At 69.2% G+C, this 26,629-nt stretch carries 26 protein-coding genes; 19 read left to right on the forward strand and 7 right to left on the reverse strand.

All coding sequences use genetic code 11. From position 1 onward, the window contains the following. Positions 1–129: 129 nt before the first annotated feature. Entirely contained in the window at positions 130–789 is a 660-nt protein-coding gene (locus ACL9RL_RS01060; protein WP_422778358.1) for an HAD-IA family hydrolase, read from the reverse strand. 131 nt (positions 790–920) lie between these two features. Here ACL9RL_RS01060 and ACL9RL_RS01065 point away from each other — a divergent pair, with 131 nt between their 5' ends. Then, the gene (locus ACL9RL_RS01065) at positions 921–2,366 is read left to right on the forward strand and encodes an MFS transporter (RefSeq protein WP_422778359.1); all 1,446 of its coding nucleotides are present in this window, start codon (positions 921–923) and stop codon (positions 2,364–2,366) included. Positions 2,367–2,519: 153 nt separating this feature from the next. On the opposite strand, the gene ACL9RL_RS01070 is transcribed toward ACL9RL_RS01065, so the two are convergent. Then, complete coding sequence (locus ACL9RL_RS01070) at positions 2,520–3,296, reverse strand: DeoR/GlpR family DNA-binding transcription regulator (RefSeq protein WP_422778360.1); 777 nt, start codon at positions 3,294–3,296, stop codon at positions 2,520–2,522. A gap of 216 nt (positions 3,297–3,512) precedes the next feature. On the opposite strand from ACL9RL_RS01070, the gene ACL9RL_RS01075 reads away from it, so the two are divergent. The 6 genes from ACL9RL_RS01075 to ACL9RL_RS01100 are packed head-to-tail and all read left to right on the forward strand — an operon-like array spanning position 3,513 to position 9,282. Beyond that, positions 3,513–4,661 (forward strand): extracellular solute-binding protein, encoded by a 1,149-nt coding sequence (locus ACL9RL_RS01075; protein ID WP_422778361.1) that lies wholly within the window; start codon positions 3,513–3,515, stop codon positions 4,659–4,661. Beyond that, positions 4,661–5,602, forward strand: a complete 942-nt coding sequence (locus ACL9RL_RS01080) for an ABC transporter permease (RefSeq protein WP_422778362.1) — start codon at positions 4,661–4,663, stop codon at positions 5,600–5,602. Before ACL9RL_RS01075 ends, ACL9RL_RS01080 begins: the two co-directional genes overlap by 1 nt. Then, positions 5,602–6,585 carry an ABC transporter permease gene (locus tag ACL9RL_RS01085; RefSeq protein ID WP_422778363.1) on the forward strand — a complete coding sequence of 328 codons (984 nt, stop codon included), beginning with the start codon at positions 5,602–5,604 and terminating at the stop codon, positions 6,583–6,585. The genes ACL9RL_RS01080 and ACL9RL_RS01085 overlap by 1 nt, the downstream gene beginning before the upstream one ends. Beyond that, positions 6,582–7,685 carry an ABC transporter ATP-binding protein gene (locus ACL9RL_RS01090; protein ID WP_422778364.1) on the forward strand — a complete coding sequence of 368 codons (1,104 nt, stop codon included), beginning with the start codon at positions 6,582–6,584 and terminating at the stop codon, positions 7,683–7,685. The genes ACL9RL_RS01085 and ACL9RL_RS01090 overlap by 4 nt, the downstream gene beginning before the upstream one ends. Continuing rightward, the gene (locus ACL9RL_RS01095) at positions 7,682–8,464 is read left to right on the forward strand and encodes a glycerophosphodiester phosphodiesterase (protein WP_422778365.1); all 783 of its coding nucleotides are present in this window, start codon (positions 7,682–7,684) and stop codon (positions 8,462–8,464) included. Before ACL9RL_RS01090 ends, ACL9RL_RS01095 begins: the two co-directional genes overlap by 4 nt. After that, positions 8,461–9,282, forward strand: coding sequence for an inositol monophosphatase family protein (locus ACL9RL_RS01100; protein WP_422778366.1), 822 nt, complete (start codon positions 8,461–8,463; stop codon positions 9,280–9,282). Before ACL9RL_RS01095 ends, ACL9RL_RS01100 begins: the two co-directional genes overlap by 4 nt. Positions 9,283–9,389: 107 nt before the next feature. On the opposite strand, the gene ACL9RL_RS01105 is transcribed toward ACL9RL_RS01100, so the two are convergent. The 3 genes from ACL9RL_RS01105 to ACL9RL_RS01115 all read right to left on the reverse strand — a co-directional run bounded on the left by ACL9RL_RS01105 (position 9,390) and on the right by ACL9RL_RS01115 (position 12,712). Next, positions 9,390–10,019: a GntR family transcriptional regulator gene (locus ACL9RL_RS01105; protein WP_422778367.1), complete on the reverse strand. Its 630-nt coding sequence runs from the start codon at positions 10,017–10,019 to the stop codon at positions 9,390–9,392. Positions 10,020–10,116: 97 nt separating this feature from the next. Beyond that, on the reverse strand, positions 10,117–11,487 hold the full coding sequence (locus tag ACL9RL_RS01110; RefSeq protein WP_422778368.1) for an LLM class flavin-dependent oxidoreductase: 1,371 nt from the start codon (positions 11,485–11,487) through the stop codon (positions 10,117–10,119). A 61-nt stretch (positions 11,488–11,548) separates the two neighbouring features. Beyond that, complete coding sequence (locus ACL9RL_RS01115; RefSeq protein WP_422778369.1) at positions 11,549–12,712, reverse strand: aminotransferase class V-fold PLP-dependent enzyme; 1,164 nt, start codon at positions 12,710–12,712, stop codon at positions 11,549–11,551. Between the two features lie 161 nt (positions 12,713–12,873). Here ACL9RL_RS01115 and ACL9RL_RS01120 point away from each other — a divergent pair, with 161 nt between their 5' ends. The 7 genes from ACL9RL_RS01120 to ACL9RL_RS01150 all read left to right on the forward strand — a co-directional run bounded on the left by ACL9RL_RS01120 (position 12,874) and on the right by ACL9RL_RS01150 (position 18,639). Further along, positions 12,874–14,439 (forward strand): ABC transporter substrate-binding protein, encoded by a 1,566-nt coding sequence (locus ACL9RL_RS01120; protein WP_422778370.1) that lies wholly within the window; start codon positions 12,874–12,876, stop codon positions 14,437–14,439. A 107-nt stretch (positions 14,440–14,546) separates the two neighbouring features. Further along, the gene (locus ACL9RL_RS01125; RefSeq protein WP_422778371.1) at positions 14,547–15,494 is read left to right on the forward strand and encodes an ABC transporter permease; all 948 of its coding nucleotides are present in this window, start codon (positions 14,547–14,549) and stop codon (positions 15,492–15,494) included. Beyond that, positions 15,491–16,348, forward strand: a complete 858-nt coding sequence (locus tag ACL9RL_RS01130; protein ID WP_422778372.1) for an ABC transporter permease — start codon at positions 15,491–15,493, stop codon at positions 16,346–16,348. The genes ACL9RL_RS01125 and ACL9RL_RS01130 overlap by 4 nt, the downstream gene beginning before the upstream one ends. Next, on the forward strand, positions 16,345–17,175 hold the full coding sequence (locus ACL9RL_RS01135; RefSeq protein WP_422778373.1) for an ABC transporter ATP-binding protein: 831 nt from the start codon (positions 16,345–16,347) through the stop codon (positions 17,173–17,175). Before ACL9RL_RS01130 ends, ACL9RL_RS01135 begins: the two co-directional genes overlap by 4 nt. Further along, positions 17,165–17,965, forward strand: a complete 801-nt coding sequence (locus tag ACL9RL_RS01140) for an ABC transporter ATP-binding protein (protein WP_422778374.1) — start codon at positions 17,165–17,167, stop codon at positions 17,963–17,965. Before ACL9RL_RS01135 ends, ACL9RL_RS01140 begins: the two co-directional genes overlap by 11 nt. A gap of 52 nt (positions 17,966–18,017) precedes the next feature. Beyond that, positions 18,018–18,302: a hypothetical protein gene (locus tag ACL9RL_RS01145; protein ID WP_422778375.1), complete on the forward strand. Its 285-nt coding sequence runs from the start codon at positions 18,018–18,020 to the stop codon at positions 18,300–18,302. Between the two features lie 16 nt (positions 18,303–18,318). Continuing rightward, positions 18,319–18,639: a hypothetical protein gene (locus ACL9RL_RS01150; RefSeq protein ID WP_422778376.1), complete on the forward strand. Its 321-nt coding sequence runs from the start codon at positions 18,319–18,321 to the stop codon at positions 18,637–18,639. A 53-nt stretch (positions 18,640–18,692) separates the two neighbouring features. On the opposite strand, the gene ACL9RL_RS01155 is transcribed toward ACL9RL_RS01150, so the two are convergent. Together ACL9RL_RS01155 and ACL9RL_RS01160 are read right to left on the reverse strand one after the other, a co-directional pair. Further along, positions 18,693–20,003: an amidohydrolase family protein gene (locus tag ACL9RL_RS01155; RefSeq protein ID WP_422778377.1), complete on the reverse strand. Its 1,311-nt coding sequence runs from the start codon at positions 20,001–20,003 to the stop codon at positions 18,693–18,695. A 165-nt stretch (positions 20,004–20,168) separates the two neighbouring features. Continuing rightward, positions 20,169–20,729: a TetR/AcrR family transcriptional regulator gene (locus tag ACL9RL_RS01160; protein ID WP_422778378.1), complete on the reverse strand. Its 561-nt coding sequence runs from the start codon at positions 20,727–20,729 to the stop codon at positions 20,169–20,171. Positions 20,730–20,866: 137 nt separating this feature from the next. On the opposite strand from ACL9RL_RS01160, the gene ACL9RL_RS01165 reads away from it, so the two are divergent. From ACL9RL_RS01165 to ACL9RL_RS01185, 5 genes are all read left to right on the forward strand, one after another. Next, on the forward strand, positions 20,867–21,331 hold the full coding sequence (locus ACL9RL_RS01165; RefSeq protein ID WP_422778379.1) for a nuclear transport factor 2 family protein: 465 nt from the start codon (positions 20,867–20,869) through the stop codon (positions 21,329–21,331). A 216-nt stretch (positions 21,332–21,547) separates the two neighbouring features. After that, positions 21,548–22,783, forward strand: a complete 1,236-nt coding sequence (locus ACL9RL_RS01170) for a low temperature requirement protein A (protein ID WP_422778380.1) — start codon at positions 21,548–21,550, stop codon at positions 22,781–22,783. A 147-nt stretch (positions 22,784–22,930) separates the two neighbouring features. Continuing rightward, positions 22,931–24,031 carry a glycerate kinase gene (locus tag ACL9RL_RS01175; protein ID WP_422778381.1) on the forward strand — a complete coding sequence of 367 codons (1,101 nt, stop codon included), beginning with the start codon at positions 22,931–22,933 and terminating at the stop codon, positions 24,029–24,031. 43 nt (positions 24,032–24,074) lie between these two features. Beyond that, the gene (locus tag ACL9RL_RS01180) at positions 24,075–25,082 is read left to right on the forward strand and encodes a serine hydrolase domain-containing protein (protein WP_422778382.1); all 1,008 of its coding nucleotides are present in this window, start codon (positions 24,075–24,077) and stop codon (positions 25,080–25,082) included. A gap of 288 nt (positions 25,083–25,370) precedes the next feature. Continuing rightward, positions 25,371–26,597 (forward strand): multidrug effflux MFS transporter, encoded by a 1,227-nt coding sequence (locus ACL9RL_RS01185; protein WP_422778688.1) that lies wholly within the window; start codon positions 25,371–25,373, stop codon positions 26,595–26,597. Positions 26,598–26,629: the final 32 nt, after the last annotated feature.

Below are 26,629 nucleotides of genomic sequence, written 5' to 3' on the forward strand. Positions count from 1 at the left end.
AGCACACCGCGCGCCGCCTGAGCGAAGGAGAACCGCACGGCAGAAGGACGTTTTCTCGCACAACGTCCTTCTGCCGTGCGGTTCTCCTTTTGCGGCGCAGGGCGCGGGACGGGGCAGGACGGGGCGCGCTCAGCGACTCCAGGCGCGCAGCGCCGACGCCGGCCGACGACGCAGCCGTCGCTCCTCGCGCGTCGGCAGGAAGTTGATCTCGCGAAGTGCGGCATCGAGGACGGCCGGCGTCGTGAAGTGGTGCGTGTTGATGCCGCGCACCTCCGCCGCCCGCAGGTTCTCCGCCCGGTCGTCGATGAACAGCGTGTCCTCAGGCGCCTGCTCCGACAGCGCGAGCGCGACGTCGAAGATCTCCAGCGACGGCTTCACCAACCGCAACTCCGCACTGAACAGCAGGAGGGAGAACAGCTCGGTGAACGCCGCCGACCGGCCGACCTCCTGCGCCAGGTCGTGTGGCGCGTTCGACAGCAGCGTCAGCTGCGCGCCACGCCTCGATGCGTCCCGCAGCGCCGTGATCGTCGCGAAGTTCAGGTGCGTCCAGCTCTCGATGTCGAGACGCCGCAGTTCGACGAGCTCAGTGCCGCGCATCGGCCGTCCGACGACCCGCTCCCAGTACTCGTGAGCCGGCTGCCCCGCATCGTACGGCTGCCTGGCGGCCCAGTACCGCTCCCGGAATTCCTCGGTCGGGATGTCGACGACGGCCGCCATCCCGATCACGGCCGCAGCCGGCTGCGCCTCGCTGATGACTTCGCCGAAGTCCACAAGCAAGTGTTTCGTCATCTGAATCGACCGTCATCCACATCGAACTCCGCAATCAAACGATCACGATGCATGTTCATATGAACATGATAGATGCATTAACTGGCACGCAGTACCCCTTAAAATGCAAGATTGCCGTTCAATTGAACAAAGTGTCTGATCGTGACAAGCTGTTCGGCATGGCAGACCTCAACGACGCGACGACCGCAGCGCCCGAAACCCCACCGGTCGGCGTGCCGGTCATCGGCGTCAGCACCGAGCAGGGCGGCCGATCGGCGCCCACTCCGGAGGTGCCATCGTCCATCCGGCTGGTGCTCAAGCATCCGCTCTACCGCGCATCGACGCTCGCGCTGTTCCTCTCCGGCCTCGGCATCTCGGCAGCGGCCCCGCTCATCGCGTCCTACCTCGTCACCGAGCTCGGCGCATCGCTCACCGTCGCCGGCCTCTACTACCTCACCAACCTCACCGCGCCGATCGCCGGCTACCTCATCGGCGCGCGGTCGGACCGCACCGGCAGGCGACTCGGACTCTTCCGGATCTGCGCGGCGCTCGGCTTCCTCGGCTGGGTCGGCATCGCGTTCTCCACCGAGCTGTGGATGCCGTTCGTGATCAGCGCGGTGGTGCTCGGGTTCGCCGGCGCAGCGACCTCGCAGCTCTTCGCCGCGATCCACGACGAACTCGCCGCCCACCCGACACGCGCAGACGACGGCGTCGTCGCCATCGTGCGCATGGCGCTCACGGCCGGGTGGGTCATCGGCCCCGTCCTCGGCTCCTTCCTCGCCGCGGCCTCAGGGTTCCGGGCGATGTTCCTCGTGGTCGCCGTCGCGACGCTCGCACAGATCATTCCGCTCGGGACGCTCCGCGGCACCCCGCCGCGCACGGTCGTGGACGATGCGATGCCGCCGGCCGATGCAGCGACGGCCAGCGATGCGGCGACGGCGGCCCTGTCATCGCCGATCCCGGGCGATGCGGCTGCGACCACCGGAGCCGTCGCCGTCACCCCGGCCACCACGACGGGCGCCCCCACCTTCCGCACGATGCTCCCGATGCTCCCGCTGCTCGCGTTCACCGCGCTCTACGTGTGCGTGTACGCGGGGGAGTCGGTCAAGTACGCCTACCTCCCGCTCTACATGAACGAGCAGCTCGGGTTCCCGCCGGCGCTCAGCGGCGCGATCATCGGGGTCCAGCCGCTGGTGGAGCTCCCGCTCATCCCGGTCGCGGTGCTGCTCGGGCGTCGCATCGGGATGACGAAGCTCATGGCGATCGCGGCCGCGTGCGGCGTCATCGCGAACCTGTGCTTCGCGTGGACGGGAACGGCGGCGGGGCTGTTCGCCGGCCAGATCCTGATGGGGGCGGTGTGGGGCGTGTTCGCGGCGCTCGGGATCATCGTCGCCCAACGACTGCTGCCAACGGCGGTGGCGACGGCCTCGGCCATCTTCCTGAGTTCGACGGCGATCAGCTCGGCGATCGGCGGCCTGGCCGGCGGGCTGGGCGTCGCAGCCATCGGTCTTCCGCACGTGTTCATCATCCCGGCGATCTTCGCGGGCATCGCGGTCGTCGGCCTGCTCGTGATGGCGCGGCGCACGGCCGCAGGCTAGCCCGGAGTCGGCTGGCCGGGGGCGGCTCCGGGAGCCGGAGCGGCGTCCGCGCGCGAGCGGCCACTGCACGAGAACAGGCGAACCGCGCGAGAGAAGGACGTTTCGCGAGAAGACGTCCTTCCCTCGCGCGGTTGTCCTTCTGCCATGCAGCGCCTACGCCTCCACGCGCAGCGCATCCGCGACGATCACGCGTCCACCCGCCTGCCGACAGTGTGCGATGGTCGCCTCATCGGCGCCCGTCGTCGTCACGAGCACGGCGACATCGGCGAGGTGGCCGATCCGCATCGACCCGGTCCCCGGGAACTTCGCGGTCGTGGCGGTCAGCACGACCCGATCGGCGGCCTGCAGGAGGCGACGTTTGATGGTCGCCTCCTGGGACAGGTCCACCACGATCGACCCGTCCGGCCGGATCCCCGTGCTGCTGACGAACGCGATGTCCGCCCGCACCATCCCGAGGGTCTCCTCCGTGAGCGGTCCGACGAGGGTGCGCGGCTTCTGCCCGACCATTCCGCCGAGGAGGACGAGGGAGACGGCGTCGTCGTCGCGGAGGGCGTCGAGGACGGCGAGGCTGTTGGTGATGACGGTGATCTCGCGGCCGCGCAGGTGGCGGGCGAGGCGCATCGTGGTGATGCCGATGTCGAGGAGGACGACGTCTCCGTCGGCGACGAGGGACGCTGCCTCCCTGGCGATCGCCTCCTTCTCCTTCGTGTCCTCGTCGACGTCGATGAGGACCTCCGGCCCGTCGTCGACGGCGAGCACGTGGGCGCCTCCGTGGACGCGTCGCAACCGGCGGGAGAGTTCGAGGCGTTCGAGGTCGCGGCGGATCGTGGAGCCGCTCACATCGAGCAGTCCGGAGAGTTCGTCGACCGTCACACTCCCGACCGCGCGGAGGCGTTCGAGGATCGCAGCTTCGCGTTGGTGGGTCATCATGGCCGAGATCATATCCGCACAAATGAACACCGAGATGACGGGAAGACCGCAAAAACGGTGCGCAATTGTGCTCATATGAATGCGCGGTGAACAGTGTGGATCGTCTATCTGAAACCATTTGCGCAGAGATCGTCAGAAATGCGCAGCGTTGTTATCGTGATCTCGCTCGGCCCACCCCCGGCCGACGACCAACCTCACGTCAACAGGAGACCTCCCGTGAAACTCCCCCGCTTGCTCACGTCCCTCGCGGTCGTGGCCGCAGCCGGCCTGGCTCTGACCGGCTGCGCGACAAGCTCTGCAACCGACGCCTCCGGCGCGGACAGCAAAAAACTGACCGTGTTCCTCAGCGCGGACACGAACATCCAGGACCTCTGGCAGAAGACCCTCATCCCCGCGTTCGAGAAGGCCAACCCCGGTTACACGGTCGCGGTCGACTTCGACCTCCACGGTCTGCACGACCAGCAGACGGTCGCGAAGCTCACCGCGGCGACGGTCCAGAAGAAGGACCCGGGCTACGACCTCGTCGACGCCGGGTTCGTCTCGCAGATCGCCGCGAGCGGCCTGCTCACCAAGGTCACCGCCGACGAGGTCCCAGGCGTCAAGGACGTCCCGGCCGACGTCCTCAAGGCCGGCGGCAACGGCGGCATCCCCTACCGCGGTTCGAGCGTTGTCCTCGCGTACGACACCAAGGCCGTTCCGACGCCGCCGAAGACCCTCGACGACCTCCTCGCCTGGATCAAGGCGAACCCGGGCAAGTTCACCTACAACTCGCCAGACTCCGGCGGCAGCGGCCAGGCGTTCGTCACGACCGTCCTCGACAAGACGATCCCGGCCGACACCCGCACGAAGATGGCGACGGGCTACGCCCCGGAGACCGAGACGGCGTGGAACGACGGCTTCGCGACCCTCGCCGGCCTGAACCCGTACGTGTACCAGAGCGGCGTCTACCCGAACGGCAACAACCAGGTGCTCGACCTCCTGTCGAGCGGGCAGATCTCGATGGCGCCCGTGTGGAGCGACCAGTTCGTCACCGGCAAGAAGAACGGCCAGATCCCGGCGAACATCTCCTACACGCAGATCTCGGACCCATCCTTCACCGGTGGCGCCAGCTACCTCGGCATCCCCTCGGCATCTCCCCGCCAGGCCGGCGCTGAGAAGCTCGTCTCCTGGTTGCTGTCATCCGACGGCCAGGCGCTCGTGTCCGACAGCATCTCCGGGTACCCGGTGATCGCGCTCGACAAGCTCCCGTCGCAGGTCCAGGACCTGTTCAAGGACGCCGACATCGCGCACCTGCGCCCGACCTACTTCGCCTCGATGGCCGCCGACCTCAATAAGGCCTGGGCTCAGAAGGTCCCCGGCAAGTAATGTCGACCATCCCCGCCCGCCGGGTGGGAACGGGGAGCCGCGGTGCACGTGCATCGCGGCTCTCCCTCCCCGGCTTCTTCCTCGCGCTGCCGCCCGTCGTCGTCATCGCACTGTTCATCGGTGTCCCGGTGGTCCTCGCGCTCGGGTTCAGCGTCGGCTTCACCGGCGGCCTGAATTCGGTCGTCGCGGCGGTCGGGCAGAACGTGCACCAGGCGTCGGGGCTCGTCCCGAACGCCGGCGCCTATCAGGACGTCTTCACGACCGAGGTCTTCTGGCAGGACCTCGGCGTGACGCTCCTCGTCACGATCGCGAGCACCGCGCTCGTCCTCGTCCTCGCCGGCGGCATCGGCCTCTACCTGCGCCTGACGGGCGGGTGGGTCGCGCGGATGCTCTCGGCCGTCGCGATCGTCCCGCTGTTCATCCCCGTGGTCATCGCATCGTGGGCCATCCTCACCTTCTACGCGGGTGACGGGTTCCTGCGGAGCCTGTTCGCGCAGTTCGGGATCGAGGGTCCGACCTGGGGGTACACGATCGTCGCCGTGATCATCGGCTCCGCGTGGACCTCGCTGCCGTTCGCCGTGCTGATGATCACCTCGGGGCTGCAGTCCGTCCCGGACGCCCTGATCGATGCAGCACGCGACGCCGGCGCAGGGACGGCACGCATCGTGCGGACCATCCTGCTGCCGATGTCGACGGTTCCGGTGGTGATCGCCGCGACGTTCACCGCGATCGGCGTCATCGGGTCGTACACCGTGCCCTACTTCACCGGCCCGAACTCGCCGACGATGCTCGGGGTGGCGCTCACGAGCTACTTCACCGCTTACAACCAGCCGCAACAGTCCATCGTGATGGCGTTCGTGGTGTTCCTCGCCGCCTCCGGGATCGGCGCCCTCTACGTGTGGGCGAACTTCCGCAGCGCTCGCAAGGAAGGACGGGTCTGATGACTGCAACCACCACCGGTGCGGCTGCCGCCGCTGCCGCCGCCGCTGCCGCCGCCGGTTCCGCCGGCCCGGTCCTGGCCGCGGCACCCGCCGCGTCCGCGGCACCTGCTGCGTCCAGTGCGTCCATCGTGCATCGCGCCCCCGCCCGTCGTGCGCGCCGCCGCCCGATCACCGCGGGCTCCATCGCGCGCCGCATCGGCATCGTCGCGTTCACGATCCTGCTGCTCGTCTTCATCCTCGGCCCGCTCGTCTGGCTCGGGGTGCACGCGTTCGCCGGCAACTGGACGTACCCCAACCTGCTGCCCGACTCGTGGACGCTGCGCTGGTGGAACACCGTGTTCTCCGACGCCGGCCTCGGCACCGCGATCCAGAACTCGCTCCTCATCTCGCCCATCGTGGTGCTGTGCTCAGCGGTCATCTGCCTGCCGGCCGCGTACGCGTTCGCCCGGTTCGACTTCTTCGGTCGTCGCACCTTCCTCATCGGCCTGTTCGCGACCAACGCGTTCCCCAAGATGGGCCTGTTCGCGACCCTCGCCTCCGTCTACTACGCGCTCGACCTCATGAACACGGTCGCCGGCATCGTGATCGTGCAGCTGCTCGGGACGGTCGTTTTTATGACGTGGATCCCGGCTGCGGCCTTCGCCGCCGTGCCCCGCGCGCTCGAAGAGGCCGCGCGGGACGCCGGCGCATCGCGGATCCGGGTCTTCTTCACCGTGACGATGCGGTTGGCGCTGCCCGGCATCCTCGTCGGTGTGGTGATGGCGTTCCTCGCCGCGTTCGACGAGGCGCAGGGCACCTATCTGGTCGGTGCGCCGAACATCCTCACGATGCCGACCGAGATGTACACGCTCGTCCTCAACTACCCCAAGCAGGTCGCGGCGGTCTTCTCCATCCTCCTCTCCATCCCCTCCATCGTCCTGTTGCTGCTCGTGCGCAAGCACGTGATGGGCGGACAGCTCGCGGAAGGGTTCCAGATCAAATGAACGGCACACACGTGACGAACGACACACGCATCCCCGTCGCACCAGGCGGACTCCAGCTGCGCTCCCTGCACAAGGAGCTCGGCGGGCGGACGATCATCGACGCCCTCGATCTCACGGTCGAGCCGGGCGAACTCGTCTCCCTCCTCGGCCCCTCCGGCTGCGGCAAGACGACGACGCTACGGATGATCGCCGGCTTCCTGGAACCGGACGGCGGCGACATCCTCATGGCGGGCGATGAGGTCACCTCCCTCGGTCCTGACCGCCGACCGAGCGCGATGGTGTTCCAGAACTACGCGCTCTGGCCGCACATGACGGTCTTCAAGAACGTCGCATACCCGCTGAAGCTCCGTCGCCGTCCGAAGGCGGAGATCGAGGAGCGGGTCGATCGGGTCCTCGGGCTCGTGAACCTGCGTCACCACCGGGATTCCCGGCCGTCGCAGATCTCCGGCGGCGAGCAGCAACGGGTCGCCCTGGCGCGGGCACTGGTGCAGGAGCCCTCTGTGCTACTGCTCGACGAGCCGCTCAGCAACCTCGACGCCAAGCTGCGGGTGAAGGTGCGGGAGGACATCCGTGAGATCCAGCAGCGCCTCGGCATCACGACCATCATCGTCACGCACGACCAGGAGGAGGCGCTGTCGATGTCGGACCGCGTCGCGGTCATGAATGGCGGACGGATCGAGCAGTTCACCACCCCGGCCGACCTGTACGCGCGGCCGGCGACGGAGTTCGTGGCGACGTTCATCGGTTCGCTCAACCGGTTCGAGGGGACGTTCGACGGGGTGCGGGTGCTGGTCGGCGGTGGCGGTGCGGGTGGAGCCGGCGGTGCTGCTGCTGCCGCCTCCGATGTGGTCGGTGTGCGCCCGGAAGACGTCACGTTCTCGCAGGCGGCGTTCGCCGGCGGTCTGCGTGCGACAGTCGAACGGGTGGTCCCGCACGGCCACTTCCACGAGGTCCTCCTGCGGCGGGAGGACGTGACGCTGCGCGCGTACCTGTCCGGGACGGCGCCGTTCGTCGGCGAGATCGGGTTCGCCGGCATCACGAAGGCGCTCGCGTTCCGCGACGGCCGCCTCGTCGACGCGCGGGCAGAGGTGGCGGCATGACGCCCATCGCCTCCGCCCACCGCGGCGATTCGAGTGTGCACCGCGAGAACACGATGCCGGCGGTCCGGTCAGCGATCGAGAAGGGCGCCGGGTACGTCGAGATCGACGTGCGGCTGACGGCCGACGGCGACGTCGTCGTCCTGCACGACCCGACGCTCACCCGGTTGTGGGGCGACGAGCGGGCGATCGCCGACACCCCGACTGCTGACCTGCTCGCGTTCGGCGGGCTCGAGGAGCGGCCGCCGCTGCTGGCGGACGTCCTGCCGCTGTTCATCGGGGTGTCGAGCCTGCTCGTGATCGACATGGACGATGTCGCGTTCGCGGCCCCGTCGCATCGGGTCGTCGCCGAGGTCCTGGGCGGGACCGGCGTCGCGGTGGACTGGTGCGGCGACATCACGGCCATGCGGCTGCTCCGCGAGATCGACGCCGACGCCCGCGTCTGGCTGCCGTGGCGAGAGCTCCGGCCGCCGACCGACGATGAGCTGGCCGCGATCCGGCCCGTGACGGTGAACGCGCCGTACCACGCGATGACCGCCGAGATCGCGGCGGCCGTGCACAACGCCGGATCCAGCGTGACCGTGTGGACGGTCGACGACCCGGAGGTCATGCGCGCCGTGATCGCGATGGGCGCGGACACGATCACCTCGAACCGACTGGACCTGCTGCACGAGGTGCTCGCAGAAGCCCAGCTCGCACAAGCCCCGCTCGCAGAGCCCCAGATTGCAGAGCCCCACCTCGCAGAACCGCACCTCCAGCTCAACCAGGAAGCCGCACGATGAACGACGACGAACTCACCTCAGCCCACACCACCGCGATCGAACTGGCGCAGTGGGCGGTCGACACCACGGCGACCATCGCGCTCGGCGAGATCGCGACGAAGAGCAACCCGGCCGACCTCGTGACCGATGTCGACACCGGCATCGAGCGGCACGTGCGCGCCGTCATCGGGGAGCGGTTCCCCTCGCACGCGTTCGTCGGCGAGGAGTACGGCGGCGTCGCGCGCCAGGGCGTCCCCACCTGGTACCTCGACCCGGTCGACGGAACCACCAACGTCGCGAACGGGATGCCGTGGAGCGCGTTCTCGCTCGCGCTCGCGATCGATGACGAGCCGGTGCTCGCGGTGGTCGCGGATCCGTGGTTGCGCGAGGTGTTCGATGCTCGCGTCGGTCGGGGCGCCCGGTTGGACGGGCGTCAGCTGCCGGTGCCCGGCGCGCTCTCGCTGTCCGGCAGCATCGTGAGCACGGAGCTCGCCGGGCATCGGCCGTGGGCGGGGATGCGGGCGCTGTGCGACGAGTTGGCCGATCGGTACTGCACGGTCCGGGTGATGGGATCCGGCACCCTGAGCCTCGTCGGGGTCGCCGCGGGGCGCGGGGCAGGGGCGGTCATCGGCTCGTTCAGCGCCGTCGACCACCTCGCGGCGACGTTGATCGTGCATGAGGCCGGCGGCGCCGTCCTGGCCGAGTCCGGTGAGACGTCGCTGTTCCCCGCAGACGGTGGCATCCTCGTCGCTGCCCCCGCCGTCGCGGCAGAGCTCCACGCCCTCTGGGCGTCCGCGGTCCCCGCCGCCTCCACGCCCTCCGCAGTCCCCGTCCCGTAACCGGCTCCTGTTCGCAACTCAGGAGCACCCTCGGCGTGTCGCCCCGGCATCCGCATTCCGGCCCGACACGCCGGGGCCGCTCCTGAATTGCGAACGGTCAGACCGGGCTAGTGACGGTCGACCAGGGACTGCAGCTGGTAGTCGCGGGCCCGCGCCATGTGCTCGGACATCAGCGACTGCGCTGCGATGGCGTCCCGCGCCAGCACGGCGTCGAGGATCTGCAGGTGCTCGCGCTGCGACTGGGCGGTGCCGGCGATGGACACCGGCCACGGCTTCTCGTGCAGCAGGATCATCACCTCGGCACGCTCCACGAACTCGCCCAGCGCCTCGTTGTGCGACGAGGCGATGAGCGCCTTGTGCCAGTCCCGGTGCAGATGGGCCGCAGCGACCGGCTCCGACTCACCGGCCCGTCTGAGGATCTCGATCATCTGGGCGCGTTCCAGCTCGGTCGCCCTGATCGCGGCGCTCGCAGCCGCCGCCGATTCGAGCGCGGTCCGGATGTCGAAGTAGTCGAGCACCTCCTGCGTGCTCCGGCGGCGCACCCGATATCCGCGCGGCTCCCGCTCGACGATGCCGTCCTGCTCCAGCATCGCCAGGGCTTCTCGGATGGGGGTTCGCGATGTGCCGAGCTCGCCGGTCAGCGTGCTCTCGTACAGGCGCGTGTCGACGCCGATCTCGCCGCCGAGAATACGCTTCCGCAGGGTCTGGTAGTGGTCGTGCGCCGCTGTGCGTCCCAAGGAATTGTCCTCGCCCCTCGAATGGTTCCGTACGCCGGATGCTACCAGCGTGGTCGGATGTGCTCCCGACCATTGCGTTCTGTGCCCACGGCGTCGCTCAGATCTGCACGCGCCAGTGCGGGTGGTCAGCGGAGAGCGCCGACCGGCCCGATCCGAACAGCGCCTCGCGGAACGTGCGTCTGCCGGACTCCGGCCGGGGGAGGCGTCCGCGCCGCCGAAGCTCTGGCACGACGTACCGGATGATGTCGTCGAAGGTGCCAGGGCGTACGGCGTAGGCGAGGTTGAACCCGTCGAGGTCCGCGACCTCTGCCCAGCGTTCCAGCTCGTCGGCAACCTTCGCGCCGGAGCCGACGATCGTGGGTCCCATTCCGCCGACGGCCATGTACTCAGCGGCCTCTCTGAGCGTCCAGCGTCGTTCCGGGTCCGCCGAGGCGAAGAATTTCGCGGCGTACTGGGCGCCGTTCGTCTCGATGTCGCTGATGGCGACGTCGGGGTCGAGATCGGAGACGTCGATGCCGATGGGGCCGGCCAGCTGGACCATGGCGCCGCCGTAGTCCGCGTACCGCTGGAGGTCGGCGAACTTCGCCTGCGCGATCTCGTCGGTCTCGCCCGTCACGATCGTCGCGACGGCGAACGCGCGGATCGACGAGCGGCCGCGCCCAGCCCGCTCCGCCTCGGCTCTGACATCGGCGACGATGGGGGCCACGATCTCCGGACGGATGCCGTGGACGAACACGCCCTCTGCGTGCTCCGCCGCGAACCGCTGCCCGCGGGAGGACGATCCGGCCTGGAAGAGCACGGGGGTGCGCTGCGGTGACGGCTCGGCGATGAAGACGTCCGGAACGGTGAAGTGCTCCCCGGTGTGGCGGATTGGCCGGACGCGCGTCGGGTCGACGTAGACGCCGGCCTCCTTGTCGACCACGGCGGCATCGGCATCCCAGGACAGCTCCCAGAGCTTGTGCGTGACCTCGAGGAACTCGTCCCCGCGGTCGTACCTGGCGTCGTGGTCGAGTTGCCGTCCGGTGCCGAGGTTGCGCGCCGCGCTGTCGAGGAAGGAGGTGACGATGTTCCATCCCACCCGCCCGTCGCTCAGGTGGTCGAGGCTCGTGAGCGTCCGCGCGAAGGAATACGGATGTGTGTAGCTCAGGGAGGAGGTGACGGCGAAGCCGAGGCGTTCGGTCACCGCCGCCATCGCGGAGACGAGGGTGATCGGGTCGTTGATGGGGACCTGGCTGGCGGTGCGGAGCGCTTCGTCCGGGCCGCCCTGGTAGACGTCGAGGACACCCAGGATGTCGGCGAGGAAGATCGCGTCGAACCCGGCCGCCTCGAGGTCGCGGGCGAGCCGTGTCCAGTACCGCAGCGAGCTGTAGGCGCGTGAGTCGTCCTGGGGGTGGCGCCACAGCCCGGACGCGATGTTGCCTGGGGAGAAGTTCTCGAAGGCGTTGAGGTGCAGGTGTCCGTCGGTCATGTCCGTGTCCTGGTTCCGGTGTGCTGGGTGGTGTTGATGTGCGCCGGCTGCGTTCCGCAGCTCAGCGCGACCAGTCGGCCTCGGACAGTGCGGCGATCGATGCGGCGATGTCGACCCGCACGCCCGCTGCGGTGAGCGCGCTCGCGAGGGCGGCGAGGTCCGCGACGATCGGGCCGAACGCCGCGCGGGCGCCCGTGTGGTTCAGCCGGACGTGGTTCGCCGGCACCGGTCCGACGCCGGCCGTCAGCGCTGCGCCGTACCTGGCGGTCGCCGTGAGGATCGCGGCGCGGTCGACGCCGTCCGGGAGGAGGAGGCCGGTGACGAGTCCGGAGGCGCTTGCGACATCGGCGGCCCAGGGCTCCAGGCCGAGGGCGCGGATGGCCTGCCAGGTGGCGCCGGCGGCCGTGCGGTGCCGCGCGACGAGCGCATCGGATCCCTCTGCCTCGACGCGTGAGACGGCCTCGTCCAGCGCCCAGAGTTCGAGGGTCAGGGGAGTGCCGGGGATGACGGTGCGATCGGTGTCGATCCAGTCGCGGCGGAGGTCGAGGAGGGACACCGACGACAACGAGGTCGCGCCGGCCGGGCGTTCCAGTGCCGCCCAACCGCGTTCGCCGATGACGACGGCGGACACGCCTGACGGCCCCGCCCAGCCCTTCTGCGGACCGACGACGACGATGTCGGCGCCGAGCGCCGTGACATCGATCGGTTCGGCTCCGACGGAGGCCACTGCATCCACGAGCGTCACGACGCCACTGGCCGATGCGATGGCGAGCAGACGCTTCAACGGGTTCACGATGCCCGTCGCGCCCTCGCCGTGGACGAGGCTCAGCGCGGTGAAGGTGCCGTCGCGAAGCGCGGCCTCCACAACGGCAGGGTCGATGGCGCCGCCCCGGCGGGTGGGCTCGATCGTGGTGACCGACGCGCCGTTCCGACGCAGCCATTCGTCGAACAGCAGCCCGTAGTGGCTCGTCGCGAGGTTGAGCACACGCTGCCTCTTGTGGCCGAGTTCGAGTGCCACGGCCTCCAGGGCGACGATCGCCTCGCCGGGCACGATGACGGTGTCCTGGTCGTCGGCTCCGACCAGACGGCCGATCCGAGTGGCGAGGGCGTCGAGCCGGCTCGCGGGGAACGACGGCGCGTCGAGGACGGGGCTCCATCGGCGGGTGGGAGCGGGGCGGTGCGGTACGCGGTGGGGTGCTGGATGGAGCGAGCCAGCCAGCCACACGACCGCGCCGGCGCCAGGGGGGAGCGCCGGGCGGTCGATGACGAACTGTTGCTCGCGCTTTTAATGTATACGCGTGTGCACATTAGGCTCCCCAGAGTTACGCAGCATGACCGGACGATCAACCCCGCCCGAACCGACATGCACTCACGAAGGGAACAGGAATGAACATCAGAGTCGGACGATTCGGGGGGATCTTCGCAGCCGGCGCCATCGCAGCGCTCGTCTTGACCGGGTGCGCCTCCGGCACCGCGGCCTCCAGCAGCGATGACGCGAAGCCCCGGTCGGGCGGATCGATCACGATCGCGCGCCTCGGAGCAGAGGTCACGAGCCTCGACCCGGTGCCGGACACACTCACGAGCAACAACGCGTACACGCTCGACAAGGTCTTCGACACGCTCGTCGTCCAGAACGGCAAGGGCGAGATCGAACCGAGGCTGGCCTCCGCCTACACGACGTCCGCCGACGGCCTGACCTGGACGTTCACGCTCCGCAAGGACCTCACGTTCTCCGACGGCTCCGCCCTGACATCGGCCGACGTCGCCTACTCGATCCAGCGCCACCTCGACAAGGGAGGTGCGCTCCCGCTGTCCGCGCCCATCACGGCGGTCACGGCCACCGACCCGCAGACCGTGACGATCACCCTGTCGCAGCCGTACTCGCCGCTGCTCGCAGAGCTCTCCACGTTCTCCTCCGGCATCGTCCCCAAGGACCTGAAGGGTGAGAGCGAGGCCGCGTTCTTCGCAGCCCCCGTCGCGAGCGGCCCGTTCACGGTCGGCAACTGGGACAAGGCCGGCGGCAAGATCACGCTCAAGAAGAACGCGGACTACTGGCAGCACGGCAAGCCGTACGTCGATTCCGTGACCTACATCGTCGCCGGCGATGACAACCAGCTCGCCCAGCTGGTCAAGTCCGGGCAGGCGCAGATCGCCGAGGGCATCGCGCCGGCGAGCGTCTCCGACCTGCAGTCCGCTCAGAACGTGCACCTGCTGAGCACCCCGAGCTGGAATCAGGACGAGATCTTTTTCAACACCACGACCGGTCCGTTCGCCGACCGCTCCGCCCGTCGCGCGGTCGCGCAGGCGATCGATCGTGCCGCCCTCGCGAAGAACACGACGTTCGGCACCGCGACCGCCGGCACCACGTACATCCCGAGCACCGTGCAGTACTCCGACCAGAAAGCCACCGTCCTCGGGTACAGCATCGACGACGCGAAGAAGGATCTCGCAGCGGCGACGTCCGACACCGGCAAGGTCACGCTGCTCGTGGAGAGCGGATCGCAGTCGCGCGACCAGCAGGCGCAGGTCATCCAGTCGCAGCTCGGCAAGATCGGGATCACGGTCGACATCAAGTCCGTCGACAACGCGACCTTCTGGACGGAGTTCCCGGCCGGGAACTACCAGTTCGCCCTCACCACGGTCATCGCGGACACCTCGGACCCGGACAACGTCACGACCTGGCAGGTCGACGGCGCCGGACCGTCGAAGGCGTTCCACACCGGGTACAACAACCCGCAGGTGAACGAGCTGGCGGCGCAGGGACGCATCACCCCGAACGGTGACGCCCGCCAAAAGATCTACGCGCAGCTGCAGGAGATCGTGGCGCAGGACGTCCCGAACCTCTCTCTCGACTACACGGCGCAGAGCACCGCGACCTCGACGGCCGTGCACGGGCTCACCGTCGTCCCGAACGGCACGTCGCTGCTCGACGGGGTCTGGCTGTCCAAGTGAGTCGTGGGGCGTCGGCGATGCCGGCGCCCCATCACGCCCGCCTCAGCGGCGCCGTTGCGCCGCGCCCTCACCCCCACCACCCCCATCACCCTCCCGGGAGGGAACCCGTGCTCATCCGCTTCGGGCTCGTCGCGCTCCGCGGCGTCGCCGTGGCCTTCGGCGTCGTCGTGGCGTCCTTCGCGCTCATCCTCGTGATCCCGGGCGATCCGGTGAGCGCGCTCCTCGGCTCGCACGTGACGCCGGCGACCGCCGCCGCGCTGCGTGAACAGCTCGGCCTCGATCACCCGTGGTGGGTGCGTCTCGGCGACTACCTCGGCCACGTCGTCACGGGCGACCTCGGCACATCGCTGTCGTTCGGGTCCCCGGTCGCATCGCTCATCGCCGGCCGTGTCTGGCCGACCCTCCTGCTCGTCCTCTGCGCGATGGTCCTCGCAATCGTGACGAGCCTGGCGCTCGCCGTCGCGGCCGTGCGGTGGCGCAACGGCCCCATCGACCACCTGGTGCGCCTCCTCACGACGACCGGCATGGCGATCCCCGGCTTCTGGCTCGGGATGCTCCTCATCCTCGTCTTCTCCGTCAACCTGCGCTGGCTGCCGGCCGGCGGGGTCGGCGAGGACCCGGGGTCGTTCATCGCCTCGCTCGTGCTCCCGAGCATTGTCGCGGCCGTGGCGATCGTGCCGGTCCTCAGCCGCAGCCTGCGCTCGCAGATGATCGACCTGCAGGACGCCGACTTCATCGTCGCGGCCAGGGCCTCCGGGTTCTCCCGGCGCTTCGTGCTGTGGCGGCGGCTCGTCCCCAACTCACTGCTGCCGATGCTCGCGCTCGCCGGCACGAACTTCGCCGTGCTCCTCGGCGGCACCTTCATCGTCGAACGCGTCTTCTCGATCAACGGGGTCGGGTCGCTCCTGTTCGATGCGATCTCGGCGCGCGACGCCCCGCTCATCCAGGGCATCGTGCTCATCACGGGCCTGTGCGTCGTGGTGATCACGACGCTCACGGACCTCCTCGCGAGCATCGTCGATCCCAGGCTCCGACACGAGAGGAACCGGGCATGACCGCCTCGATCCAGCCGCGGTTGCGCGACTTCACCCGCTCCGGGCGGCGCATCCTCGATCACCCGACCCTCGTCGTCGGGTTGGCGATCGTGGTCGTCGTCCTCGCGGTGGCAGCCGCCGCGCCGCTCCTGACGCCGTACGACCCCGACGTCCAGGACCTCGCCGCAGGGTTCCTGCCGCCGTCGGCCGCGCATCCGCTCGGCACCGACCAGTTGGGGCGCGACGTCTGGGCGCGGATCGCGTTCGGTGCACGGACGGATGTGCGCGTCGGGGTGTTCGGGGTGATCGCGCCGGCCGTCATCGGGTCGACGCTCGGGCTGCTCGCCGGGTACTTCGGCGGGGTGCTCGACGTCATCGTGAGCTACCTCGTGGATGTCGTCCTGACGTTCCCCTTCTACATCATCGCCCTCGCGCTCGTGGTGTTCCTCGGGCCGGGTGAGTGGTCGATCTACATCGCCCTCGCTGCCGTCGCCTGGGTGCACTACGCCAGGCTCGTGCGCGGGCTGACGATCTCCTTCCGGGAGCGGAACTGGGTCGCGGCCGCCCGCGGCGGTGGACTCAGCCACCTGCGGATCATCGGCCGGCACGTGCTGCCGAACCTCTCCATCCAGGTGTTGACGCTCGCGCTCGCGGAGATCGTGTTCGTGATCCTCGCCGTCGTGACGCTCAGTTATCTGGGCCTCGGGGTTCAGCCGCCGACCGCGGAATGGGGGCGGATGATCTCCGACGGGCGCGCATTCCTCGCCACCAACTGGTGGGTGTCGGTGTTCCCTGGGCTCGCGGTGCTCGTCACCGGCCTGGGGTTCTCCTTCGTCGCCGATGGCTACGCCGACTACCAGAGGAGCGCGCTGTGAGCGGGATCGACGTGGGTGGTACCGGCACCGAGGCTGCGCAACTCCGCGCGAGCGGGATCACCGTCACGACCGAACGAGGGCGCCGCGTCCTCGTGGACGATGTCGGGTTCTCAGTTCGCGCCGGCCGGTGCGTCGGCATCGTGGGGGAGTCGGGGTCCGGCAAGAGCGTCCTGCTGCGTTCGGTGATCGGGCTGCTGCCCGACGGGCTGCGGTTGCGCTCCGGCGAGGTGTCGCTCGACGGCGCAGCGCTCGGGCGGCGCAGCGGCTCTGCGGCAGACCCCAGGCGCGCCATCGGACTCGTCCTGCAGGATCCGGGCGCAGCACTCGATCCGATCATGACGATCGGCGCACAGCTGTCGCAGGTCCGGCGGGTGCTCGTCGGCTCGGGCAAACGGGCTGCTGCTGAGGAAGCCGTCGAGTTGCTCGACCGGGTGCGCCTGCGGGAACCGGGGCGAGTCGCGGGGCAGTACCCGCACGAGCTCTCCGGCGGGATGCGGCAGCGGGCGTCCATCGCGCTCGCCCTCGCGGCCGGGCCGCGGTTCCTGCTCTGCGACGAGCCGACGACGGCGCTCGACGTGACCGTGCAGCGACGTGTGCTCGAACTCCTGCACACCTTGAGCGTCGAGGAGGGCCTCGGCATCGTGTTCGTGAGCCATGACCTCCCCGTCATCGCCGAGATCAGCGACGACATGATCGTGATGCGGCACGGGCGGGTGGTGGAGTCCGGACCGACCGGACGGCTCGTGGACGCACCGGAGTCCGACTATCTGCAGGAGCTCGTGGCCGAGGCGCGGGCGCTCGCGAACGGAGGCGATCGTGATCGCTGAATCGACCACCGAACTGCGCGTGGAGGATCTGCGCGTCCGTTTCGGGAGCACCGAAGTCGTGCACGGTGTCGACGCGCGGGTGGACGGCGGCCGCATCCTGGGACTCATCGGGGAGAGCGGTTCGGGCAAGACGACCATCGGGCGTGCCATCGCAGGGTTCCATCCGGCTTCGGGCGGCCGGATCCTGTTGAACGGCCAGGCGCTTCCCGCGAGGCGTCCACGTGCCGAGCGGCGGCGCATCCAATTGGTGTTCCAGGACCCGGCGCTGTCGCTCAATCCCGGCCTGCGCATCGAGGACATGCTGCTCGAACTCCTCCGGGCCGGGGAGGGGCGGACGGACACGGTGCGTGAGCGCGAACGGCGGTACCGGGAGATGCTCGACATGGTGGCGCTCACGCCGGAGCTCGCGAAGCGGCGGCCGTCGCACCTGTCCGGCGGGCAGCGTCAGCGGGCGGCGATCGCGAGGGCGCTTGCGACGGGGCCGGAGGTCCTCATCGCGGATGAGCCGACCTCGGCACTCGATGTCGCGGTGCAGGCCGAGATCCTGACGCTCTTCGCGTCGCTCGCCACGGATCGTGGGCTCGCCATCGTGCTCATCTCCCATGATCTGCGGGTCGTCGAACGGCTGACGTCGGAGATCGTGGTGCTGCGTGACGGAAGGGTCGAGGAGAGCGGGTCGACGCCCGACGTCCTGCGCGACCCGAAGAGCGAGTACACGCGGGAGCTCCTCGCTGCCGTGCCCCAGCTCGATGCGAGGCGAGGCGAGGCGCCGGGCGGCGCGCCGCGCTGACATGTCAATAATCCGGCTCGCATTACGGGGCCGGATTCGGTAATGTGACTGGATGACGCCACGGTGGACGGAATCAAGCGGGAAACATGGCGTCGCGCGTTCCAGTGCGGGGTGGGCGATTGCTCATGCGAACTACGTACGGGACCTGAAGGATCGTGGCGATGGCTCGGTGGATCGGTTGTTCATCGGGCCTGAGCATTCGCAGACTGAGCGTGAAGTGGAAGTGATCGTGCAGATCTGGATGGATGGTTCTGCTCGGGAGGCGGTTGTGTTCCACGTGATGCAGCTGGGCCCGAAGTTCCGAAGAATGCGAGAGGAGTACCCGAATGAGCACTGAGCGAGAGTACGAGCGGATGAGCGACGACTACGCCGATCCGGGTCAGCAGGTCCAACCCATCGGGCCCGCCGTTACCGGCAGTGAAGCCGCCGCTCTGGGGCGTGACTTCCTGGTGAGCCAGTACGGGAGCGCTGAAGCAGTCGAGCGTGCGATCCGGCGCGGGCGTCCGAGGGTTGGGGAGGCGAAGAAGGGCGGCTCGCCGGTGGTGCGTGCGCGCATCTCCGACGCAGATTTCGTGGCGTTCCAACGGCTCGAACAGGCAACGGGCAAGACGCAAGCGGAGTTGGTCCGCGAAGGCGTGCATCTCCTCCTCGAACGACACCGGATCGCCAGCTGAGCCCTCGGCGGTGCGACGCGGTCCGAGCGGACAGCGTGGCCAGTGCCGGTATGTCAGTGTCGATCGCGGACGTTGCGATGGCTGTCGGCATCCGCGAACGGATCGAGAGAGCCGGACACCAGTCGGCCGCCCTGGAACACCGCGGTGACGAGACCAGGAGCATCGAACGCGGTGGCTGAGGGCTCCTGCCCGAGCACGATCGCATCGAACCGCCGGCCGGGGGCGAACACGCCGCCATCGGTGTCAGGGCCCTCCACCAGCTCGGCGCCGACGCGGGTCGCCGCCACCAGCGCCTCCTCGGGGCCGAGACCGGCCGCGACGAGCGCCGACAACTCTTCGAGGACGCGGCCGTGCTGCGCCGGAGAGCCGAAGTCGGTGCCGAGCGCGATGCGGACGCCGGCATCACGCGCGATGCGGACGGCCTCCGGATGGGCTGCGACGACGGCGCGCGCCCTGGCTTCGAGCGCGGCCGGCAGGACGCCGGTGCTCGCGAGCTCAGCGACGTCCTGGTAGATGCGCAGCGTCGGGACGAGGACCGTTCCAGCGCTCGCAGCGGCTGCGGCCTGCGCCTCGGTCAGGAAGATGCCGTGCTCGATCGAGGCGACGCCGGCCGCGATCGCATGATCGATCGCCGGACCGCCCCACGCGTGGACCAGGACGCGCAGGCCGTGAGCCGACGCTTCCGTGACAGCGGCGTGGATCGTATCCTCGTCGAGGTGGGGTTCGAGTTCGATGCTGCCGGGGTCGGCCAGGCCGCCGGTGGCCGCGAGCTTGATCCAGTCCACGCCGTGGGAGGCGAGCTCGCGGACGACGTTGCGCATCGCATCGGGGGTCGACGCATCGTCCCGGCCGACGATGCGCTCGCTGATCGCGAGGCGTGGACCCGCGACGGCGCCTGAGCGGAGGCGTGCGCGGAGCTGCGAGTCAGCACCGCCGGCATCGCGCACCGAGGTGACGCCGGACCGCAGGGTGGTGAGCAGCGCGTCGGTCACGAGCCGGTCGACCTCGTGCGGGTCGGTCGTCTCCCGGTCGGACTCGTCGAACGCGGTCCACGCGATGTGGGCGTGCGCGTCGACCAGGCCGGGGACGAGCCAGCGTCCGTCGAGATCGATGACCCGGGTGGAGCTGTTCGTGGTGTGGCCGCCGCTGGTGCTCGTGCTGCGGCTGCCGCTGCTGCTCGTCCCGCCGCTCGCCTCGCTGCGCGCGAGCCCTCGGCCGATCTCGCTGATCCGTCCGTCCCGGACGAGCACGTCCTGTCCCTCGACGAACCGTCCGTCAGCCCCAAGCATCACGCCCCCGCGCAGCAGCAATTCCCCGCCGTCGTCCCCGCTGCCGATCCGCTCGCCGTCTCGTCCCATCGCCATCCCATCCGCCTTCATCCGTCCATCCCATCCTCTACCCGCGAACTGTCACTTGTGGCTGCTCTCAGCCGGCCAAACCGGCCACTACTGCCAGCTCGCGAGCTGGCAGTAGTGGCTGGTCTGACGGGGGTCAGAGCAGCCACGACTGACAGTTCGCGGGCAGAGGGGTTAGGTGGGTGGGGAGGCCGGGGCCGGGCGCAGGCCGCGGAGGACGATGGCGAAGAGCCGGCTGGACTGGGCACGCCAGTCGCCGGCCGGATTCATCTGCCAGAGACCCGCCAGTGCGAGCAGGACGTCGTGCGGATCCGTGTCCGACCGGATGACGCGCTGCTCCTCCGCTGCGGTGAGCAGCAGCGTCAACGCACCGGCGATCTGGTCGTAGACGTCGGTGAAGTGTTCCTCCGTCGAGTACGCGGCCGCCTGCAGCGCTCCCGCGAGTCCCTGCTTCGTCATCGCGTACTGCGCCAGTCGCTCGACCCACAGCTGCAGCGCCTCCTTGGCCGGATGTGCGGCCAGCAGCTCCGCGGCGCTCGCCGCGACCTGCTCGACCTCGCGATGGTAGACGGCGAGGATGAGCGCGTCCTTCGTCGGGAAATTGCGATGCAGGGTGGCGTTCCCGACCCCGGCGCGCTGCGCGATCTGGTTCATCGAGACATCGGCGGATTCGAGGAGGGCCGCGCCTGCCGCCTCGAGGATCGCGTCACGGTTCTGTTGCGCATCAGCGCGCAACGGTGAGGGATTTCTGGGAATGACGGACTCCAGACTTGCAAGTGGGGAACTTTCCACTTACGCTGATCCTGCCGAAGTGGACAATTCCCCACTCTAGCATCGCCGCATCATCCGACTCAATGAATCCCAGGAGCACCATGTCCGTCCACACCCAGATCACCCCGACAGAAGCAGCCGACCGACTCGCCCTGCGCGAGCTCTTCGACGCGTACGCCCACTGCGCGGACCGCCGCGACGCCGAAGGGCAGAAAGCGCTCTTCACCGAGGACACCCGCTTCGTCGTGTTCATGGAGGGCCCGGGCAGCGAGCCCAGCTACGCCCTCGACGGACGCGAGGCGCTGACCCCCGTCTTCGACGCCCTCAACCAGTACGACGCGACCACCCATTTCAACGGGCAGAGCACCGTCGTGATCGACGGCGACACCGCGACGGGGGAGAGCTACACGCTCGCCCACCACCTGTTCCAGGCCGATGGGGTGCGCACGATCATGATCGCATCGCTCCGATACCTCGACACCTTCACGAAAATCGACGGGGCCTGGTATTTTGCGGAGCGCAACCTCGTCGTCGACTGGACCGAGACGCGCCCGGCGGCAGCCTGAGCCGCAAGCCGAGCCGCAGGCCGACGTGCACGCTGACCCACGGGCCGACCCGTGGGCTGACCCGCGGGCTGACCCACAATACGAGCCCGCCGGCCGATGGCGAGCAGAATGGTCGCACATGGGCCGCACGTGGGCTGTACCTGGGTCGCGCAGAGGCCGCAGAACGGGCCGCAAGACGGGCCGCACGCCGGCAGGACGAGGTGGGGAGCAGAGCACATGAGCGCATCAACAGCGGGCCTGCGTCGGATGCGCGGCCGTGATCCGGAGCAGCGCGGCCGGGTCGCGACCCCGCTCGAACTCCTCTTCGACCTGACATTCGCCATCGCGTTCGGTCAAGCCGGCGACCAGCTCGCCCACCTGCTCGCCGAAGGGCACACCATCGCCGCCCTCGGCGGGTTCACCTACGCGATGTTCGCGATCATCCTCGCCTGGATCAACTTCACCTGGTTCGCATCCGCGTTCGACACCGACGACTGGGTGTTCCGGGTGACGACGATGGTCCAGATGGTGGGCGTCCTCATCCTCGCGCTCGGCCTGCCCGCGATGTTCCACTCCATCGACACCGGCCACGGTCTCGACAACGGGGTGATGGTCGCCGGGTACGTCGTGATGCGGGTCGCGATGGTGTTCCAGTGGCTGCGCGCCGCCCGGCAGGATCCTGACCGGCGTCGGGCGTCGCTCACCAACGCCGCGTACATCACCCTGGCCCAGATCGGCTGGGTGACGCTCATCTTCACGGATCCGTCGCTCGGTGTCATTGTGATCGTGTCCACGCTGTTGTTCGTGCTCGAGTTCGGCGGGCCGATCATCGCGGAGCGCCGGGCGGGCGGGACACCCTGGCACGCGCATCACATCGCTGAGCGGTATAGCCTGCTCGCGATCATCGCGCTCGGCGAGGGCCTCATCGGGACGATCGCCTCGGTGTCGGCAGTGCTGCAGAATCAGGGCTGGAGCATCGAGGCGGTGTTGCTGGCGCTCGCCGGGACGGGTATCACGTTCGGGCTGTGGTGGGTGTACTTCGTGACGCCGTTCGCCGATGTGCTGCATCGGTTCAGGAGGCGGGGGTTCGCGTTCGGGTACGGGCACATCATCGTCTTCGCCGCGATCGCGGCCGTCGGCGCGGGGTTGCACGTCGCGGCGTATGTGATCGAGGACGAGGCGACGATCGGGCCGGTCGGAGCGCTGCTCTCGACGGCGATCCCGGTCGCGGTGTTTATGCTGGCGGTGTTCGGTCTGAGCAGCTACATGCTCCGCACCTTCGATCCGCTGCACGTGTGGTTGCTCGTCGGTTCGCTCGCGATGCTCGTCGGCGCGGTGCTCCTCGCGGCGAACGGGGTGTCGATCGGGTGGAGTCTCATCGTGGTGATGCTCTCGCCCGTTGTGGTGATCGTCGGGTACGAGGTCGTCGGTCGCAAACACATGTCCGATGCGCTGGAGCGCGCGCTCGCCTGACGCCGCCTTGGCGCACGCGAGGGGAGGCATGTTGTCGTTCCCGATGCGCGTGAGCGACGACATGCCTCCCCTCGCGATGTGTACACCGACCAGACCACACAACGCCTCGTGCGCAACACGGGCCGCTGGACATGGAATGCTAATGGCATGACCGCTCGCACCATCGTTGTTGCACCAGACTCCTTCAAGGGCACCGCCACGGCCGGGGAGGTCGCGCAGGCGATCGCCGACGGCTGGCGCACCGTCAGACCGGACGATGAGCTGCGACTGCTCCCGATGGCCGACGGCGGCGAGGGCACGTTGGACGCGTTCGAGATCGCGGTGCCAGGCGCGATCAGGCATCGGGTGACGGTCACCGGTCCGGTCGGCCACCCCGTCGACGCCTCCTGGCTGGAACTGCCGGACGGCACGGCCGTGGTCGAACTCGCCGAGACGAGCGGCATCACCCTGCTCGACCCGCTGCAGCCCTACGCCGCCCACACCCTCGGCTTCGGCGAGGCGATCGTCGCCGCGCTCGATCACGGTGCCGAGCGCCTCCTCCTCGCCATCGGCGGCAGCGCATCGACCGACGGCGGCGCCGGCATGCTCACGGCACTCGGTGCGAGGCTGCTCGACGCGGACGGCGCATGCATCGGCCTGGGGAACGCACCCCTCTCAACGGTCCGATCCGCGGACCTCAGCGCGGCTCGCGCACTGCCGGCAGGAGGCGCGGTCATCCTGAGCGACGTCACCAACCCGCTGCTCGGAACGGCAGGGGCCGCAGCCGTCTTCGGCCCGCAGAAGGGCGCGCACGCGGAGGACGTCGCGGCGATGGACGACAACCTCCGCGCCTTCGCGAGCCTGTTCGACATCGATGCGTCGACACCGGGCGCCGGTGCAGCAGGCGGTGCGGGATTCGGCCTGCTCGTCTGGGGTGCGACCATCGCCTCGGGCGCCGCCGGCGTCGGCGAAGCCATCGGGCTGCCGGATGCTGCACACAACGCCGCGGCCGTCGTCACGGGGGAGGGCCGATACGACGCGCAGACCTCAGGAGGCAAGGTCGCGGCGTACGTCGCCGGGCTCGCACCCGGCCGGTCCATGCTCGTCGCCGGAGCCATCCAGGCATCGACAGAGGGCCTCTTCACGGCGGCCGCATCGCTCACCGAACTGGCCGGAGGCGTCGAGGGTGCGATGGCCGAGCCGCTTGTGCACCTGCGGTCCGCCGGGGCGGCGCTCGCGGCATCGTTCGAGGCATCGAACGCCGACTGATCAGGGCGGCCACACGCCGCCCGGAACGCGCTAGCGTTGACGTATGGACACCGAAGCGATCACCCGCGCCATCGAGGCATCAGAATTCACCGGGGTGGTCCTCATCCGCAGGGGTGACGACACGCTGTTCCAGGCGGCGACCGGTGTCGCGAAGCGTGCGGACGGCACCCCCATCACGCTGGAGACGCGGTTCGACACGGCGTCCATCACGAAGCTCTTCACCGCTGCCGCCGTGCTGCAGCAGGTGGAGGTCGGTGCGCTCGATCTCGACGCGTCGATCCACGAGTACGTCGAACTCGACGACACCACGATCGGCCGCAAGGTCCAACTCGTCCACCTGCTGACGCACACCTCGGGTGTCGCCGACGCCGTCGACGAGGCGGCCGGTGAGGACTACTCGGAGCTGTGGGCCGACCGCCCGGCATCGTCCATCGTCGACACGGCGGATCTGCTGCCGCTGTTCGCCGACAAGGAGCCGCTCTTCGCCCCGGGCAGTGATGTCGAGTACAGCGACGCCGGCTACGTGCTCCTTGGCATGGCCGTCGAATCGGTCACCGGGATCAGCTACCGCGAGTACGTCGAGCAGCAGGTGTTCCGCATCGCCGGGATGACGGACTCCGGGTTCTTCGACCGCCGCACCGATGTCCCGGGGCTCGCGGACGGCGGCGACGTCGATGAGGATGGCGAGTGGCACTCGAATGTGGACGCCTACCCGCCCCTCGGTTCGCCGGACGCCGGTGCGCAGTCGACCGCGGCGGATCTCGTGACGTTCCTCCGTGCCGCCCGCGGCGCGAAGCTGCTGACGCAGGAGACGACGGAGGAGTTCACCTCGCCGCAGGTCGACGTCGATGAAGAGGTGTCGTTCGGGTTCGGCTTCGAGTTCGACTTCGACGAGGACGGCGCCGTGCGGTCCATGTACCTCGACGGCGTCAACGCGGGGGCGAGCGGCATCGTCCGTCACTACTTCGCCGCCGATACCGATGTCGTGGTCCTCTCGAATTCCGAGGACGGCGCGTGGGACGTCATCCGGGAGATCGACGCGCAGTTCTGAGCTGATGCGGTGACGCCGGCACGGTCCTTCCCGGTCCCTGAGCCTGTCGAAGGGTCCACCCCGTCGCGCACTTCGACAAGCTCAGTGACCGGCCCTTCCCACCCCGGTCCCTGAGCCTGTCGAAGGGCCCCAACCACCTCACCCGAAAACGAACGTTCTGCACTCCAGAACTGCTACGGTTATACGTCCGCTCGAATCGATTCGACCCCAATCGAGGATGCGGCGCCAGCGACCAGAACCCACCCCCAAACGCTCGCAAGGAACAAGAACACCGTGACCACCGCCGGCATCACCGTCGTCCACCCGGGAGACTCCCTCTCCGGCCGCCAAAGACTCGTCTACATCCTCGTGCTCGGTGCCCTCACCGCACTCGGTCCGTTCACGATCGACCTCTATCTGCCGGCGTTCCCGGTCCTGCAACAGGATCTCGACGTCCCGGCCAGTCTCATCCAGTTGACGCTCACCGGGACGACCGTCGGGTTCGCCGTCGGCCAGTTGTTCATGGGCCCGTGGAGTGACAAGGTGGGGCGGCGTCTGCCGCTCATCCTCGCGACGACGGTGCACATCGCCGCGTCGGTCGGTGCCGCGTTCGCTCCCGACATCGCGTGGCTCGCGGTCTTCCGCGTCCTGCAGGGTGCGGGTGCTGCGGCCGGCGGTGTCGTCGCGATGGCGATGGTCCGCGACCTCTTCGGCGGCAAGCCGCTCGTGCGGATGCTGTCGCGGCTTGCGCTCGTGAACGGCCTCGCGCCCATCCTGGCGCCGGTCATCGGTTCGCAGTTGCTGCAGTTCCTCGACTGGCGCGGGCTGTTCATCTTCCTCGCCGTGTACGGGCTGCTCGTCGTCGTCGCCGTGTCGTTGTGGATCGTGGAGACGCTGCCGCCCGCCCGCCGTCAGGACGCCGGGCACAGCACCGCGCGCGATCGGTACCGCTCCGTCTTCAGTGACCGCGTGTTCGTCGGTGTCGCCCTCATCGGCGGGATGAGCTTCTCCGGGTTGTTCGCGTACCTGTCGTCGTCGTCGTTCCTGTTCCAGGAGGTGTACGGGTTCGACGCCCAGGAGTACGGCCTGCTGTTCGCGGTGAACTCGATCGGCATCGTCATCGGTGTGCAGATCTCCTCGCGTCTGATGCGCTGGTACGGGCCGCAGTGGATCCTCGCGTTCACGACCATCGTGCAACTCGTCTCGGCCATCACGATCGTGGTGCTCACGATGGCGGGCGCCGGCATCGTGGGCGTGCTCGTGCCGTTGTTCTTCTTCATCATGGCGGCCGGGTTCGGCTTCCCGGCCGTGCAGGTCCTCGCGCTCGTGAACCACGGGCACGAGGCGGGGACGGCTGCGTCGCTCCTCGGTGCGTTGAACTTCGGTCTGGCCGGTGTGATCTCGCCGATCGTGGGTGTGCTCGGCATCGGCACGGCCATTCCGATGGGTGGGGTGATGGCGGCGACGGCGGTCATCTCGGTGCTCGCGTTGTGGCTCATCGTGCAGCCGAGGAAGGTTCCGGCGCTGGCCGCGTAGGGGCGCCGCGCGGCCGGCCGCCTCCGAGCGTG

It is taken from the genome of Plantibacter sp. Mn2098, assembly GCF_049319745.1.
Taxonomy (GTDB): domain Bacteria; phylum Actinomycetota; class Actinomycetes; order Actinomycetales; family Microbacteriaceae; genus Plantibacter.

What these genes read in the sequence shown, in the direction of transcription:
- ACL9RL_RS01090 (WP_422778364.1), top strand. Translation starts at nt 6,582, where the DNA reads ATGAACGGCACACACGTGACGAACGACACACGCATCCCCGTCGCACCA.
- ACL9RL_RS01145 (WP_422778375.1), top strand. Translation starts at nt 18,018, where the DNA reads ATGACGCCACGGTGGACGGAATCAAGCGGGAAACATGGCGTCGCGCGT.
- ACL9RL_RS01170 (WP_422778380.1), top strand. Translation starts at nt 21,548, where the DNA reads ATGAGCGCATCAACAGCGGGCCTGCGTCGGATGCGCGGCCGTGATCCG.
- ACL9RL_RS01070 (WP_422778360.1), bottom strand. Translation starts at nt 3,296, where the DNA reads ATGATGACCCACCAACGCGAAGCTGCGATCCTCGAACGCCTCCGCGCG.
- ACL9RL_RS01165 (WP_422778379.1), top strand. Translation starts at nt 20,867, where the DNA reads ATGTCCGTCCACACCCAGATCACCCCGACAGAAGCAGCCGACCGACTC.
- ACL9RL_RS01100 (WP_422778366.1), top strand. Translation starts at nt 8,461, where the DNA reads ATGAACGACGACGAACTCACCTCAGCCCACACCACCGCGATCGAACTG.
- ACL9RL_RS01095 (WP_422778365.1), top strand. Translation starts at nt 7,682, where the DNA reads ATGACGCCCATCGCCTCCGCCCACCGCGGCGATTCGAGTGTGCACCGC.
- ACL9RL_RS01175 (WP_422778381.1), top strand. Translation starts at nt 22,931, where the DNA reads ATGACCGCTCGCACCATCGTTGTTGCACCAGACTCCTTCAAGGGCACC.
- ACL9RL_RS01130 (WP_422778372.1), top strand. Translation starts at nt 15,491, where the DNA reads ATGACCGCCTCGATCCAGCCGCGGTTGCGCGACTTCACCCGCTCCGGG.
- ACL9RL_RS01180 (WP_422778382.1), top strand. Translation starts at nt 24,075, where the DNA reads ATGGACACCGAAGCGATCACCCGCGCCATCGAGGCATCAGAATTCACC.
- ACL9RL_RS01150 (WP_422778376.1), top strand. Translation starts at nt 18,319, where the DNA reads ATGAGCGACGACTACGCCGATCCGGGTCAGCAGGTCCAACCCATCGGG.
- ACL9RL_RS01085 (WP_422778363.1), top strand. Translation starts at nt 5,602, where the DNA reads ATGACTGCAACCACCACCGGTGCGGCTGCCGCCGCTGCCGCCGCCGCT.
- ACL9RL_RS01110 (WP_422778368.1), bottom strand. Translation starts at nt 11,487, where the DNA reads ATGACCGACGGACACCTGCACCTCAACGCCTTCGAGAACTTCTCCCCA.
- ACL9RL_RS01155 (WP_422778377.1), bottom strand. Translation starts at nt 20,003, where the DNA reads ATGGCGATGGGACGAGACGGCGAGCGGATCGGCAGCGGGGACGACGGC.
- ACL9RL_RS01080 (WP_422778362.1), top strand. Translation starts at nt 4,661, where the DNA reads ATGTCGACCATCCCCGCCCGCCGGGTGGGAACGGGGAGCCGCGGTGCA.
- ACL9RL_RS01060 (WP_422778358.1), bottom strand. Translation starts at nt 789, where the DNA reads ATGACGAAACACTTGCTTGTGGACTTCGGCGAAGTCATCAGCGAGGCG.
- ACL9RL_RS01120 (WP_422778370.1), top strand. Translation starts at nt 12,874, where the DNA reads ATGAACATCAGAGTCGGACGATTCGGGGGGATCTTCGCAGCCGGCGCC.